At 67.4% G+C, this 14903-nt stretch carries 14 protein-coding genes; 9 read left to right on the forward strand and 5 right to left on the reverse strand.

Annotated elements, in window-relative coordinates; translation table 11 throughout:
* Nucleotides 1–2: 2 nt before the first annotated feature.
* The 5 genes from ACZL02_RS22445 to ACZL02_RS22465 form a co-directional block, all read right to left on the reverse strand.
* Nucleotides 3–1034: a Gfo/Idh/MocA family protein gene (locus ACZL02_RS22445; RefSeq protein WP_472940927.1), complete on the reverse strand. Its 1032-nt coding sequence runs from the start codon at nucleotides 1032–1034 to the stop codon at nucleotides 3–5.
* Nucleotides 1035–1104: 70 nt separating this feature from the next.
* Nucleotides 1105–2436, reverse strand: a complete 1332-nt coding sequence (locus tag ACZL02_RS22450) for an MFS transporter (RefSeq protein WP_472940928.1) — start codon at nucleotides 2434–2436, stop codon at nucleotides 1105–1107.
* A gap of 191 nt (nucleotides 2437–2627) precedes the next feature.
* On the reverse strand, nucleotides 2628–3455 hold the full coding sequence (locus ACZL02_RS22455) for a phosphogluconate dehydrogenase C-terminal domain-containing protein (RefSeq protein ID WP_472940929.1): 828 nt from the start codon (nucleotides 3453–3455) through the stop codon (nucleotides 2628–2630).
* 28 nt (nucleotides 3456–3483) lie between these two features.
* Nucleotides 3484–3690, reverse strand: coding sequence for a hypothetical protein (locus ACZL02_RS22460; protein ID WP_472940930.1), 207 nt, complete (start codon nucleotides 3688–3690; stop codon nucleotides 3484–3486).
* A gap of 497 nt (nucleotides 3691–4187) precedes the next feature.
* On the reverse strand, nucleotides 4188–4949 hold the full coding sequence (locus ACZL02_RS22465; protein ID WP_472940931.1) for an SDR family NAD(P)-dependent oxidoreductase: 762 nt from the start codon (nucleotides 4947–4949) through the stop codon (nucleotides 4188–4190).
* 309 nt (nucleotides 4950–5258) lie between these two features.
* Here ACZL02_RS22465 and ACZL02_RS22470 point away from each other — a divergent pair, with 309 nt between their 5' ends.
* From ACZL02_RS22470 to ACZL02_RS22510, 9 genes are all read left to right on the forward strand, one after another.
* Nucleotides 5259–6416, forward strand: coding sequence for a transporter substrate-binding domain-containing protein (locus tag ACZL02_RS22470; RefSeq protein WP_472940932.1), 1158 nt, complete (start codon nucleotides 5259–5261; stop codon nucleotides 6414–6416).
* A complete protein-coding gene (locus tag ACZL02_RS22475) occupies nucleotides 6413–7060 on the forward strand; it encodes an ANTAR domain-containing response regulator (RefSeq protein WP_472940933.1) in 648 nt (215 codons plus the stop codon). The genes ACZL02_RS22470 and ACZL02_RS22475 overlap by 4 nt, the downstream gene beginning before the upstream one ends.
* Before the next feature lie 114 nt (nucleotides 7061–7174).
* A complete protein-coding gene (locus ACZL02_RS22480) occupies nucleotides 7175–8410 on the forward strand; it encodes an urea ABC transporter substrate-binding protein (protein ID WP_472940934.1) in 1236 nt (411 codons plus the stop codon).
* A gap of 92 nt (nucleotides 8411–8502) precedes the next feature.
* The gene (locus ACZL02_RS22485) at nucleotides 8503–9375 is read left to right on the forward strand and encodes an ABC transporter permease subunit (RefSeq protein WP_472940935.1); all 873 of its coding nucleotides are present in this window, start codon (nucleotides 8503–8505) and stop codon (nucleotides 9373–9375) included.
* Nucleotides 9375–10454, forward strand: a complete 1080-nt coding sequence (locus ACZL02_RS22490; RefSeq protein WP_472940936.1) for a branched-chain amino acid ABC transporter permease — start codon at nucleotides 9375–9377, stop codon at nucleotides 10452–10454. The genes ACZL02_RS22485 and ACZL02_RS22490 overlap by 1 nt, the downstream gene beginning before the upstream one ends.
* On the forward strand, nucleotides 10454–11170 hold the full coding sequence (locus tag ACZL02_RS22495) for an ABC transporter ATP-binding protein (protein ID WP_472940937.1): 717 nt from the start codon (nucleotides 10454–10456) through the stop codon (nucleotides 11168–11170). The genes ACZL02_RS22490 and ACZL02_RS22495 overlap by 1 nt, the downstream gene beginning before the upstream one ends.
* Nucleotides 11163–11879 (forward strand): ABC transporter ATP-binding protein, encoded by a 717-nt coding sequence (locus ACZL02_RS22500; protein ID WP_472940938.1) that lies wholly within the window; start codon nucleotides 11163–11165, stop codon nucleotides 11877–11879. Before ACZL02_RS22495 ends, ACZL02_RS22500 begins: the two co-directional genes overlap by 8 nt.
* 93 nt (nucleotides 11880–11972) lie before the next feature.
* Nucleotides 11973–12971 (forward strand): acetamidase/formamidase family protein, encoded by a 999-nt coding sequence (locus tag ACZL02_RS22505; protein ID WP_472940939.1) that lies wholly within the window; start codon nucleotides 11973–11975, stop codon nucleotides 12969–12971.
* Nucleotides 12972–13088: 117 nt separating this feature from the next.
* On the forward strand, nucleotides 13089–14822 hold the full coding sequence (locus ACZL02_RS22510) for a nitrilase-related carbon-nitrogen hydrolase (protein WP_472940968.1): 1734 nt from the start codon (nucleotides 13089–13091) through the stop codon (nucleotides 14820–14822).
* Nucleotides 14823–14903: the final 81 nt, after the last annotated feature.

Below are 14903 nucleotides of genomic sequence, written 5' to 3' on the forward strand. Positions count from 1 at the left end.
GTTCAGACCTCGGCCGCGGGATCGACCGTCCGGCCGGTGGCGGCGCTGAGATAGGCGGCCTCGACCAGCGCCAGCGTCTTCAGATTGTCCGCGCCCGAGGTGTCGGGGGCCCGCCTTTCGACAAGCCGCTCGACCCAGTGCTCTTGGATCAGCTGAACGCTCTCCTGGATGTTGTGCCAGGGACGCGAGGCCCAGGGGAGCAGCGGCGGCGAAACGTCGGCGTGCCGGGTACCGGCGGCGGTGGTGACGCTCAGCCTGTAGCCGGCGCCGAGCCTCAGCGAGCCCGCCGCGCCGTCGATCTCGACCAGCGTCTGCGGGAACAGCTCTTCTTCGTTGCGCGTCGCATAGGAGCAGTCGACGACGCTGGTGAGGTGGCCCACATGCGCTAGCAGCATGGTCGCGACATCCTCGCCGCGGATGTCGGGGTTGATCCGCGCGGTGCGGGCGGTGATCGCAGAGACGTCGCCGAACAGGAAGCGGGCGATGTCGAGCGAATGGATGCCGAGATCCTCGATGATGAAGCGCTCGCCCTTGGCCAGATAGGGCTGGCCTGCGAACACGTCATAGGCGGAACGGAAGGACACGCGGCCGAAGAACGGCGTGCCGATCTCGCCCGCGTCGAGCACCTTCTTCACCGCGCGAATGGCGCTCTGCCAGCGGAAATTCTCGTGCACCATCAGCGGCACGCCGGCCGTTTCGCAGGCGGCGACCATGGCGCGGGCGTCGGCCATGGTCGGCGCGAACGGCTTCTGGCAGATCACCGGAATTTTCAGCGAGGCCGCGAGTTCGACCAGCGGGCGATGGCTCGGCGCGGTGGTGGCGATGTCGACGAAGTCCGGCTGCGTCTCCCGCAGCATGGTCTCGGCGTCGGCATAGCGCGCCCGGATGGCGAACTGGTCGCCGACCGCACTCAGCCGGACCGGGTCGCGGTCGCAGATCGCCGCGATCGAGACACCGGGGATCGCCGCCCAGGCGTGCATCTGGTTCACCGCGAAGAAACCGCAGCCGATGAGGGCGCCGCGAAGCTCTGCCATGGGATCGTCCCTTCGTTTCAGGTGCGCCCCGCGGCTGTCGCTGCGGGGCGCTAGGGTGCCGGCCTCTGGCTCAGTCCACCGTCGCGACGGGCTCGCGGATCCGGCCGGCAATCGAGAAGGTGAGGATGGCCGAGAGCAGCATGGCGCCGCCGACGATGATCATCGGTACGACGTAGGAACCGGTCCAATCCTTCACCGCGCCGGTGATGAAGGGCGCCGCGAAGCCCGCGACGTTGCCGAGCGTGTTGATCAGCGCGATGCCGGCGGCCGCACCGGCACCGGTCAGCAACCGCCCGGGGATCGACCAGAAATTCGGCAGCGCCGAGAAGATCGCGCAGGCGGTGATGGTGATCACGGCAATCGTTGCCGCCGGCGACGACATGACGAGCGCCAGCGGGATCGACGCCGCCCCGACCAGGGCGGGCACACCGACGTGCCACGCCCGGAAACCGCGCCGCGAGGCGTCACGGCTCCACAAGAGCAGCGCCACGGCGGCCGGCAGATAGGGGATCGCGGTGATCAGGCCCTTCTGCAGCACCGTGAACTTGGTGCCGAAGCTCGCTTCGAAGCCCCCGATGATCGTCGGCAGGAAGAAGCCGAGCGTGTAGAGGCCGTAGATGAAGCCGAAGTAGATCAGCGCCAGCACCCAGACGCGGCCGTCGAGCAAGGCCTTGACCGAGCCGAGGCCATGCTTGGCGGTCTTCGCCCTGTCCTCGCGCTCGAGCTCGGCGTTCAGCCAGTCCTTCTCCTCGGCGTTCAGCCAGCGGGCGTCGTTCGGGCGGTCCGGCAGGTAGAAGTAGGTGACGATGCCGACGAGGATCGCCGGGATCGAGACGCCCATGAACATCAGGCGCCAGCCTTCGAGACCGAAGGCGCCGTGCGCCCCGATCAGCAGCGAGGCGATCGGCGCGCCGATCACGGTGGTGAGTGGCTGCGCGACATAGAACACCGCGAGCACTTTGCTGCGGTGGCGGGAGGGCACCCAGAGGCTGAGGTAGAGGATCGCGCCAGGGAAGAATCCGGCCTCGGCGATGCCGAGGAAAAACCGCAGCCAGTAGAGCTCCGTCGCGCTGCCGACCCAGGTGAACAGCAGCGAGACGATGCCCCAGCTGATCATGATGCGGGCAAGCCATTTTCGCGCGCCGAAGCGGTGGAGGGCAAGGTTGCTCGGGATTTCCAGGAGGATGTAGCCGAGGAAGAAGATGCCGGCGGCAAAACCGAACTGCGCGGCGCTGAGGCCGAGATCGCTCATCATGCCGTTCGGGCCGGCGAAGCTGATCGCCGTCCGGTCGAGGAAGTTGATGAAGAACATCAGGCCGAGAAACGGCACCAGCCTCCAGGAAATCTTGCGGATTGCCGAGGTCTCGACGCTCCCGCCTCGTGGGTTCGCAGCGTTGGTCATCCATATCCCTCCCGTCGGCGCAGCCGGAAGCGGCACCGATGTGTCTGCACAGCGACGGGTCCTGCCCCCGGCGGCGATGCGTAAAAATTCTGAAGCGGTCGTCGGTATCCCTGCCGGACGATCCGATCTGCGGGCGTTAGCCAAACGCCCTCGGCCGGACGCGATCGTCCGGCCGAGGGCGGTTTGGTCGATCAGGTGATGCGCTGGATCGAGTCGGCGAGTTCCTGTGGCTCGAACACGCGCTTCCAGTCGTCCTTCATCAGCATCGGCTTGCCGAACTCGATCGCCTTGTTGCAGGCGTCGGAGAAGACGCCCGGCGTCTCGTCGAAGATCACCGCGCCCAAGACGTTCATGTGGCCGAGCAGGAAGTCGCGCGCAGCCTCGTGCGGCACGCCGCGGCGGACCACCTCGTCCATCGCCTCGCGCATGACGGCGAGCAGCGATGCGCAGACCGTCTCCGACAGGCCGGGCTCCAGCAGCGCCATCTGCTCGACGGTGATGCGGTGCGAGCGCATGACCGGCGCCCAGATCACCTTGGCGACCTCTTCGCCGAGCGCATAGTGCTCGTCCGGGCCCTGCATCAGCGAGGAAACGATGTGCTGCTTGGCCGCGACGCCGCCGAAGAAGTCACGCTTGGCGGCCGGATCGGTCTCCTCGTTGAAGATCGGCGGGTGGCAGGGATGGGTGACGAAGTAGGTGAGGTCCGGGCGCATCGGCAGGTGGCCCGCGAAAGGGGCCGCCGCGTCGAGCACGACGACGATCGTCCCCGGCTTCAGCTGGTCGGAAATGCCGGCGGAGACCTTGCCGATCAACGTGTCGGGAACGGCGAGGATCACCACCTCGGCGCCGTCGAGCGCCTCGTCGGCGGGAACGCAGTCGAAGCCGAGGCCGGCCTTCAGGCGTTCCTGGCCGGCGGGGCTCAGCTCGACGTGGCGGACGTCGAAGCGCGAGCCCTTGAGGTTGGAGGAAAGCCGGTAGCCCATCTTGCCGCCGGCGCCGAAGAGCGCGATCGATGTCATGGTCAGTCTTTCTACTGGTGTTGACGGGTCAGCGGCCGAGAGCCGCTTGCCGCTGCAGGGCGTTGCCTTGCTGCAAGCGTTGCTGGAACTGGGCGACCATCACGGCGGTGCTGATCACCAGCCCCTGGATGACGGTCTGCGAGAGCGACGAGATGTCCCTTTTCACCGCGCCGTCCGGAAGGATGCCGAACGCGCGGCTGACGGTGTCGCCGTCCCTGCCGGGGTGGCCGGGCACTGATGCCGCCGGGGACGGTCGCGGCGATGCGCTCCAAGGTCTTGCCGATGGCGCGATTCGGGAGGCGAACGGGAGATGATTTTTTGGAATATGCGCGGCCGCGCCGGGGCCCGCGGCGGAAGCGAGGGCCGCAAATCCTATGATGACCGGCGCGAAGAGCTTGGCCGGAACCCGGTCAGGTCCGCGGCGAGAGTACCACACGGCATGGCGATGACGCGGATGCCGGCTGCGGGTTTGGAAACTGGAAAATGATCGAGCACTGATGTTCCTCCCGGATCATGTGGGCCTGACGCTGGCTGGATACTCGCTTGCCGAGCGATGCCAACGTCTTCCTCAGCGGGCAGCCTCCCAGCTTTTCACCCGCCGCCGCATATTTCCGCAAACTCATCGACTCGTCAACTGGTATAATGAGTTGCTGTGTTGGCCAAAGGCGTGACGAAGAGCCCCCCGGCAGAGAACGGTAAGTGCTCTGCCGGGGGTGTCGGTGCTGGCTAGCCTTAGAACTGCACGCCGCGCGTGAGGGCGCCGTCGATGACGAGGTTGGTACCGCTGACGAAGCTCGCGGCCGGGCTGGCGAGGAAGACGGCGCCGTTGGCGATCTCCTGTGGAGTCGCCATCCGGCCGGTCGGATTGAGCGCCAGCGAATCGGCGAAGAGTTTCGGGTTGCCCGCCTCGATCTGGTCCCAGATCCCGCCGGGAAACTTGGTGTTGCCGGGCGAGACGGTGTTGGCGCGGATCGACTTTCCCGCCAGCTGGTAGGCCAATCCTTGCGTGTAGTGGATGATCGCCGCCTTCATCGTGCCATAGGGGCCGGCGGCGAAGTCGATCTCGCGGCCGGAGACGCTGGAGATGGTGACGATCGAGCCCTTGCCGCTGGCTTCCAGGAACGGCATCGCGGCGTCGACGAGGCGCACGGTGCCCATCATGTCGGTCTCGAACTCCTTGTACCAGCTGTCCTCGTCAGCGCCGACGGCGAGCGCGCTGACATTGGCGACGACGATGTCGATGCCGCCGAGCGCGGTTCCCGTGGCGGTGACGAAGGCCTTCAGCGCCGCGCCGTCGGCGACGTCGACGGCAGAGCCGGTGGCGCGTACGCCGAGCGATTCCAGCCGGCCGACGGCAGCCTCGACCTCGGCCTGGTTGCGCGCGCAGATTGCAACGGCGCAGCCCTCGCGGGCCAGCGTCTCGGCGATCGCCCAGCCGATCCCCTTGGTGCCGCCGGTGATGATGGCCGTCATGCCTTTCAAGCCGAGATCCATGGGATTTGCCTTTTCGTACGAGGGAACGTGGGAGGGGGAGAGCGCTGCCGGCGGCCGCGATGGCGACAGGCTTTCGCATTTGGAATGGCTTGGCAAGCGCGTTCCGGCACTGCACCGGCCAGCCTGGCGAGGGTTTGCAAAACGCGAAAATCCCCGCTTGACATCGGCGTGATCCGGCGTCAGCTTAAATCATAGGCGCAGAGCAGAGCTGCTTGATATCGCGTCAGAACGTTTGCGACATACCTGACATCGACCGGCACCTTTGCCTCGCAGCAGTCATGCTGAGGGGCTTTTTGCGTTTGGATATCCATGGCACGGCGCCTTCACCAGATCGGCCTCATCCTCTCGACCACCGGCTCCTATGGCGCGGTCGGCCGGTCGATGCTGAACGGGGCGCTGCTCGCCTGCCGCGAGCTTTCCGCCGATCCCGCGCTCGGCGTGACGCTGGAGCCCGTGCACCATGACCCCGCCGGCGTGCTGCCGGCTTATGCGGAGGCAGCAGAGGCGCTGCTCGCCCAAGGCATCCGCCATGTCGTCGGCTGCTACACCTCGTCGAGCCGCAAGGACGTCATCCCGCTGTTCGAGAAGCGCGACGCGCTGCTCTGGTACCCCGCCCATTACGAGGGCTTCGAGTCCTCGCCGAACGTCGTCTACACCGGCTCGGCGCCCAACCATCACATCTCGCCGCTGATCGGCCACCTCGTCTCGGCCTATGGCGATCGCGCCTTCTGCGTCGGCTCCAACTACATCTGGGCCTGGGAAAGCAACCGCGTGCTGCGCGAGGACATTCTTGCCCGCGGCGGCACGGTGGTCGCGGAACGCTATCTCGCCGTCGGCGACACCGACATGGACCGGGTGATCGAAACGATCTTCGAGACCGAGCCGGACTTCGTCTTCAACGCGCTGATCGGCCAGTCCGCCTACGCCTTCTTCCGCAAGTTCCGGGCTGCCTGCGCAGGCCGCGGCATCGACCAGGTCGCGCGCTATCCGATCGCCAGCTGCAATCTCTCGGAGCCCGAGCTGCAGGAGATCGGAGAAGGCGCGGTCGACGGGCACCTCAGCTCCAGCGTCTACTTCGCCTCGATCCCCACCGCCCGCAACCGCGCCTTCGTCGCCGCCTACGACGCCCAGTTCCCCGCCGGCCCGCCGGTATCGGTCGAGGCGGAGGCCGCCTATCTCGCCGTGCGGCTGCTGGGCCTGGCGCTGAACGATGCCGGCAGCGACGACGTGGCGGCCGTGCAGCAGGCGGCCCTTCGCCAGCACATCGACGCGCCGCAGGGCCGAGTGCATCTCGATGCCGAAACCCTCCACGCCTACCTCACGCCGCGTATCGGCCGCTCGCGCCGCGACGGCCAGTTCGACATCGTCGTCGAGGCCCGCGCCCCGCTGCGGCCCGATCCCTACATGGTGCGCCACCCCGTGCAGCGCGCCGTGATGACGCGGCCAGCCTTGCGGGTGGTGTCATGAGCGCGCCCCGTTTCATCCAGAACTTCAGCCAAGCCCGCGCGCTGGTGATCTCGCGCGACGGCCGGGCGATCGACACGCTCCTGGCGACGCTGCCGAAGCTCGGCCTCAGCGTCCAGCTGGTGCCGCTCGGTGAGGACGGCGCGCTGCTGTCGGCCGAGGGGCTCGACCCCGAGCGCGACATCCTGATCGTCGACGGCGATCTCCACCGGCCGCTGCAATGGCCGAACGCCGCGCCTTGCGATCTCTCGCCCGTGCCGGTGATCGGCATGGTCGGCGTCGAGGCGCCCAGCCGGCTGAAAGCGTTGATGCAGATCGGCTCGACCGCCTTCATCGCCAAGCCGGTGCACGGCGCGACGCTGTTCCAGGCGCTGGTGCTCGGCGTCAACGAGCACGCCCGCAAGCGCCAGCTCGTCGCCGACATCGCCGGCCACGAGCAGCGCCGGCGCCAGCGCCGCTTCGTCATCAAGGCGGTGGTGCAGATCGTCACCGCCGAGAAGGTTTCAGACGAGATCGCCTACGACCGCCTTCGCCGCGAAGCCATGCGCGCGCGGCTGAGCGTCGAGGCCTTTGCCGAGATGCTGGTCCAGAAATGGGCCGGCGAGGAAGACCCCGAGACGCCGCTTCGGCAGCGGATCGGGGAGTAGCCAAGAGCGCGGCAGGAGCATCCGCGCGGGCCGACGGGCCCGACTGCTCGAACGATACCGGCCAGGGCCCGCATGACGCGCATCCCCGCCGGCCCCTCAACACGGGAGCATCTGATGCAGACCAGAGCCAAGGGCGTCCTCGCGGCGCTAGGGACACTATTGCTTGTTTCCGGGGCGGCCTTCGCCGCCGAACCGATCAAGCTCGGCGTGCTCGAGGACCAGTCGGGCGACTTCGCCGTCGCCACGATCGGCAAGGTGCACGGCATCGAGCTGGCCACCGAAGAGATCAACAAGGCCGGCGGCATCGCCGGCCGGCCGCTGGAGCTCGTCACCTACGACACCCAGTCCGACAACACGCGCTACCAGGAATTTATGCGCCGCGTGCTGCAGCGCGACAAGGTCGACGTCGTCTTCGCCGGCTTCTCCTCCGCCTCGCGCGAGGCCTACCGGCCGATCGTCAACCAGTTCGACGGCTTCGCCTTCTACAACAACCAGTACGAGGGCGGCGTCTGCGACGCCAACATGGTCGTCACCGGCGCGGTGCCCGAGCAGCAGTTCTCGACCCTCATCCCGTGGATGATGGAAAAGTACGGCAAGAACGTCTACACGATCGCCGCCGACTACAACTTCGGCCAGATCTCCGCCGAATGGGTCCGCAACATCGTCAAGGAGAACGGCGGCACCATGGTCGGCGAGGAGTTCATCCCGCTCGGCGTGTCCCAGTTCTCGCAGACCATCCAGAACATCCAGGCCAAGAAGCCCGATGTCCTCGTGACGCTGCTCGTCGGCACCGCCCAGGCCTCGTATTACGAGCAGGCGGCCTCCGCCAACGTCAAGGTGCCGATGGCCTCCTCGGTCAATGTTGGCCAGGGCTACGAGCACAAGCGCTTCAAGCCACCGTCGCTCGCCAACATGTACGTCACCACCAACTACATCGAGGAGGTCGACACCCCCGCCTCGAAGGCCTTCCTCGAGAAGTGGCACGCCAAGTTCCCGGACGAGCCCTACGTCAACCAGGAGGCCGAGAACTCCTACCTCGCCGTCTATCTCTACAAGCAGATGGTCGAGCGGGCGGAAGGCTCGACCAAGCGCGACGACCTGCGCGCGGTGATCGCCAAGGGCGACGTCTGCATGGACGCGCCGGAAGGCAAGGTCTGCATCGACCCGAAGAGCCAGCACATGTCGCACACGATCTACCTCGCCAAGGTCGGCGACGATCACTCGATCACCTTCCCCAAGGTCTGGCAGGACATCAAGCCCTACTGGCTGGGCGAGGCCGGCTGCGACCTGACCAAGAACGACCCGAGCGCGCAGTACACGCCGTCGAGCCCCCCGCCGGCCGCCAACTGATCGCCTGACAACCGTGCCGCCCGGTCCTGCCGGGCGGCACCTCCGGGCCGGCACGACCGGCAGATTTCCCTCATCCGAGGATATGCGCTGAGATGGACGTCCTCCACGACGCCTTCACCTTTCTCTACCAGGCAGGCGATGCCATCGCCTTCCTCGTCCTCGCCGGCTGCGGCCTTGCCGTGATCTTCGGCATGATGGGCGTCATCAACCTCGCGCACGGCGAGTTCATCCTCTGCGGCGCCTACGTCTCGGCGACCGCGACGCGCATGGGCCTGCCGCTGCCGCTGTCGATCCTCGTCGGCGCCGCCGTCGCCGGCCTCGTCGGCATGCTCCTGGAGCGGCTGATCATCCGGCATCTCTACGACCGGCCGCTCGACACCATCGTCGCGACCTGGGGCGTCTCGATGATCGCGACGCAAGGCACGTTGATCCTGCTGGGTTCGACCATGCAAGGCACCGGCACGCCGCTCGGCAGCTTCACCCTCGGCAGCTATTCCTACTCGTCCTACCGCATCGTCCTGATGCTGGCGGCGGCGGCGACCTTGGCCGGCCTCTACCTCGTCTTCACCCGCACCCGTTTCGGGATCCTCGCCCGCGCCACCATCCAGGTGCCGGAGATCGCCGAGGCGCTCGGCGTCAACACGCGGCTGATCTACAGCCTGACCTTCGGCCTCGGGGCCGCGCTCGCCGGCCTCTGCGGTGGGCTCTATGCGCCGACCATGACGCTGGTGCCGACCATGGGCGCCTCCTTCGTCGTCGAGGCCTTCGTCACCGTCGTCGTCGGCGGCGCCGACATCTTCCTCGGCACCGCGCCCGCCGCCGCGATCCTCGGCATCATCAAGGCCGGCCTCACCTCGTGGAAAGGCCAGCTGTTCGGCCAGATCGGCCTCCTCGTCGCCGTCATCGTCGTCATCCGCATCCTGCCGCGCGGCCTGTCCGGCTGGATCCTGAAAGAGAGAGCCTGATGGCCCGCAAACCCTCCCGCCTCGGAGCGTTCGCCGCGCGCTTCGAAGGCCCGCAGACCTTCGGCAGCGGCCCGAAGTTCTGGTCCGCCTTCGCCGTCGTCCTGGCGCTCGCCGCCGCCTATCCGCTGTTCGCGGACGGCTACGACGTCGGCAACAACGTCTACTTCTTCAACTGGTGCTTCATGGCGCTCGGCCTGTCGCTGATCTGGGGCTATGGCGGCGCGCTGAGCTTCGGGCAGACCGCCTTCTTCGGCGTCGCCGGCTATTCCTACGGCATCCTCGCCATCAACCTCGGCGACGCCTACGGCCTGACGCTGTTCTCGCTGGTCGCCGCGGTGGCGATCTCGGCCCTCTTCGCGGCAGTGCTCGGCTACTTCCTGTTCTTCGGCCGGATCAGCGGCGTCTTCCTCGGCATCGTCACGCTCTCCGTCACGCTGGTGCTCGAGCGCTTCATGTCGCAGACCGCCGGGCCGGAGTGGAAGGTCGGCACCGCTCGCCTCAACGGCTTCAACGGCATGGGTGGCATGTCGCCTCTCACCATCCCCTGGCCCGGCGGCGACATCGTGCTCTTCCCGGACGTGGCGCTCTACTACGTGACGCTGGCCTTGCTGGTGATCGCCTATCTCGCGCTGCGCGTGCTGGTGAACTCGCGCTTCGGCAACGTCCTCGTCGCCATCCGCGAGAACCCGCAGCGGGCGGAAATGCTCGGCTACGACATCCGCAAGTACCAGCTCGGCGCCTTCGTCATCGGCTCCGGCCTCGCCGGCCTCTCGGGCGTGCTCTACACCGCCTGGGGCCAGTACATCACGCCGTCCTCGATGGGCATGACCGCCGCCGCGCTGCCGATCGTCTGGGTCGCCGTCGGCGGGCGCAGCGACCTCACCGCAACGCTTCTCGGCACGCTGGTGGTGCTCGCCGGCTTCCAGGCGCTGACGATCTACGGCAGCCAGTATGCGCTGGTGGTTATGGGCCTGCTCCTGGTGATCACCGTGCTGGTGGCGCCGCGCGGCATCGTCCTCGGCCTCGGCACGCTGATCGGCAAGGCTTTTCGCCGCCGCCCCCGCGCGGAGGTTCTCTGATGCCGATCCTCGAGACCCGCGCCCTCAACAAATGGTTCGGCGGCCTGCACGTCACCGGCGGCGTCGACTTCGCGCTGGAGCCCGGCGAGATCCACTGCCTGATCGGCCCGAACGGCGCCGGCAAGTCGACGCTGTTCAGGCTGATCCTCGGCGAGCACCTGCCGACATCCGGCAGCATCCTCTACCGCGACGAGGACATCACGAAGAAGAAGCCGTTCGAGCGGATCCGCCGGGGCATCTCGGTGAAGTTCCAGGTGCCCGGCATCTTCAAGGCGCTGAGCGTCCGGCAGAACCTCGTCATCGCCTTGCAGCATCATCTCGCGAAAGCCGATCTTGCGGACGAGATCGACCGGCTGCTCGGCTTCCTGAAGCTCACCGACGCCGCCACGCAGCTCGCCGGCAATCTCAGCCATGGGCAGAAGCAATGGCTGGAGATCGGCATGGCGATCAGCCTGAAGCCGCAACTCCTACTCCTCGACGAGCCGACCGCCGGCATGACGCCCGACGAGACCTTCGCCACCGGCGAGATGGTCCAGGCGCTGAACCGCGATGGCGTCACCATCCTTGCCGTCGAGCACGACATGACCTTCGTCCGGCAGATCGCCCAGAAGGTCACGGTCCTGCATTTCGGCAGGATCTTCGCGCAAGGGTCGATCGACGAGATCGTCGCCGACGACCGGGTGGCCGCGATCTATCTGGGGCAGTCCGATGCGTAGCGAGATCCTCATCAACACCGTCGGCCTCTGGTCCGGCTATGGCGGCAAGCCGGTGCTGCAGGGCGTCGACATGCAGGTGGCGGCGGGTGAGATCGTCGCCGTCATCGGCCGCAACGGCGTCGGCAAGTCGACGCTGATGAAAAGCCTGATCGGCCTGCTGCCGGCCGACAAGGGCTCTGTGGTGTTCAACGGCACCGCGATCGACGACATGCCCGCCCACAAGCGCGCCCGGCTCGGCATCGGCTACGTGCCACAGGGCCGCGACGTCTTCCCGCGGATGAGCGTCCTCGAGAACCTCGAGGTCGGCCTTTCGATCTCTGGCAAGGCGGCCCCCGACGGACGCCTGGACGAGATCTTCGGCTATTTCCCGATCCTTGCCGAGCGGCGCGACCAGCGGGCCGGCACCCTGTCGGGCGGTCAGCAGCAGCAGCTGGCGATCGGCCGGGTGCTGATGGGCGGCCCGTCGCTGATCCTGCTCGACGAGCCCTCGGAGGGCATTCAGCCGAACATCGTCCAGGACATCGCCCGCATCATGGTCGAGCTCAACCGCAAGACCGGCGTCTCGATCGTCTTCGTCGAGCAGAACATCGACATGATCCGCGCCATGGCGCAGCGCTGCTACGTCATGGACAAGGGGCGGATCACCGCCGAAATCCCGCCGGAGACGCTGGAGGACCGTGATGCGGTCCGGCGTTTCCTGGCGGTCTGAGACCTGCAAAGGCGAAGACCTTTCGGGCGAAACAGGCGGGGACTGAGGAGGTCCCATGCCGCCGGCACCGCCGGGATCAAAGAGGAGAGAACCATGAGCTGGTTGGAACAATCGATCATGGCCCGCCGCGGCGTCGCCGGGGGCAAGGCCCTGACGACACACGAGATCACCGAGGCAAGCCAGGGCAAGTACCACTACGTCTACGGTGCCTTCGTGGAGCCGGTGCTGCGCGTCGATCCCGGTGCCGTGGTCTCGGCCGAGACGCACGACGCCTTCGAGGGCGCGATCAAGCATGAGACTGACAAGCCGAGCGAGATCCTGAACTTCCCCTTCCTCAACCCGCAGAACGGCCCGATCTGGGTCAATGGCGCGGAGAAGGGCGACACGCTCGCCGTCTACATCGAGAGCATCGTCCCGCGGGGCGAGCAGCCGCGCGGCACGACCGTGATCATGCCCGAGTTCGGCGGCCTGGTGCCGACGCACGATACCGCGATGCTCACCGCGCCGCTGCCGGAACGGGTGAAGAAGGTACATGTCGACGCCGAGACCGGGGTGAAGTGGAACGACCGCATCACGCTGCCCTACGAGCCGTTCATCGGCACCATCGGCACGGCGCCGGAGATCGAGGCGATCTCCTCGCTCGTTCCCGACTATTACGGCGGCAACATGGACCTGCCGGACATCGGCCCGGGCGCGGTGATCTACCTCCCCGTCAACACCAAGGGCGCCTACCTCTACCTCGGCGACTGCCATGCCGCGCAGGGCGACGGCGAGCTCTGCGGCGTCGCCATCGAGCACCCGACGGTGACCACCATCCGCATCGACCTGATCAAGGGCTGGACGATCAAGACGCCGCGGCTGGAGAACGACAAGTTCTACATGACCATCGGCTCGTCCCGGCCGATGGAGGATGCGACGCGCCAGGCCTATCGCGAGCTGATCCGCTGGATGGCGGCCGACTTCGGCTTCGACGAGATCGACGCCTACATGCTGCTGACGCAGTGCGGCCGGGTCCGGCTCGGCAACATGGTCGACCCAAAATACACCGTCGGCGCCTCGTTGCTGAAGACCATCGCCGGCACGCCGGCCTAAAGCCCAAGGCTGCCAATGACGGCCAGGGGAGCGGGCTCGCCCCGCTTCCCCGGCTTTTCCGCTGAGATCGTCGTCCCGTCCGGCAGGCTTGGTCCGCCGGTGCTGCCGGAGCGTGCCATGACCTTTGCCGCCTACACCGCCGCTGCCGTGCAGTTCGAGCCGACGCTCGGCGCGAAATCCGCCAACATCGACGGCCTGCTGGCGCTGGTCGAGGAGGCGGCGAGGAGGGGCGCAAAGCTCATCGTCACGCCGGAAATGGGCACCACCGGCTATTGCTGGTTCGACCGGGCCGAGGTGAAGCCGCAGGTCGAGCCGATCCCCGGCCCGACGACGGACCGCTTCGCAGAGGTCGCCAGGCGCCTTGGCATCCACATCGTCATCGGCATGCCCGAGGTCGATCCGGCGAGCGACCTCTATTACAACTCGGCCGTGCTGATCGGCCCGGACGGGGTGATCGGCACCCACCGCAAGACGCATCCCTATATCTCCGAGCCGAAATGGGCGGCCTCCGGCGACCTCGGTCACCAGGTCTTCGAGACCCCGCTCGGCCGGATCGCGCTGCTGATCTGCATGGACATCCACTTCGTCGAGACTGCGCGGCTCAACGCGCTCGCCGGGGTCGACGTGATCTGCCACGTCTCCAACTGGCTGGCCGAGCGCACCCCGGCGCCGTACTGGATCAGCCGCGCCTTCGAGAACGGCTGCCACCTCGTCGAGAGCAACCGCTGGGGGCTGGAGCGCGGCGTGCAGTTCTCAGGCGGCTCCTGCGTGATCGCGCCGGATGCCGAGATCCTCGCCTCGATCGACCGCGGCGACGGCATCGCGCTGGCGACGATCGACCCCGCACATCTGGGCATTGGCAAGGTGTTCGGCGAGGCGGTCTTCGAGCAGCGTCGGCCGGCGCTCTACATGGAGCTGATGACCAACACCTTCAGCTGGAACCCCGGCGACTTCTTCGGCCTCTACGGAGAGAAGCCGCTGCCGGCTGGGCGCAAGGCGAAGGTGGCCGCCGGAGAGTTCGCTCCGACGGGCGATGCCGAGGTCAACCTCTCGCACATCGCCGCCCTCCTCGACGAGGCGAAGGCCGCCGGCGCCGAGCTCCTGGTGCTGCCGGAGCGCTGCCTGACCGGCCTCGGCGATCCTGAGACGACCGCGGTGCCGCTGGACGGGCCCATGATCTCCGCCTTCCTCGACCGCGTGGCGGCGAGCGGCCTTCATGTGATCGCGGGGCTCGCCGAGCGGGACGGGCAGGTTCTCTTCAATACGGCTGTTGTTGCCGGGCCAGAAGGCTTGGTCGGCCGCTATCGCCAGACGCACCTCACTGCCGCCGACCGCGCCTGGGCGACGGCGGGCGACGATTTCGCCGTGTTCGACCTGCCTTTCGGCCGGCTCGGTCTGATCATCGGGCACGACGCCGCCTTCCCGGAGGCGGGCCGGGTGCTCGCCTTGCGCGGTTGCGACGTCATCGCCTGTCCCGCGGCGATCAAGGCGCGCTTCCACTTCGGCCATGGCGGTACCGCCAGCGCGCAGCCTGCGCCGATCCCGACCGGCGCCGACCCGCTGCACTGGCACCATTTCCGGGTGCGGGCAGGCGAGAACAACTGCTATCTCGCCTTCGCCAACGTCGCGGATGCGGCGTCGGGCTACCCCGGCCTCAGCGGCGTGTTCGGTCCTGACAGTTTTGCCTTCCCGCGCCAGGAAGCCGTGGTTTCAGGCGAAACATATCTAGCGGTGCTGGAGATCGATACCGGCACGACCGGCAGCGTCTATCCGACGAATGTCGTGCGCCGGAAAGACCTCGTCCTGATGCGCCAGCCGCATCATTACCAGGAGCTTGTTCGCGGCCGTTGATGCGCTGCTCGGGAAGATCGCAGTCGGCGAGCGCGGCGACGCGGACGGTGGCCTGCCGAACAGTTGGCTGCGGAGTTGCAG

This window comes from Mesocryomonas fontinalis (assembly GCF_055730125.2).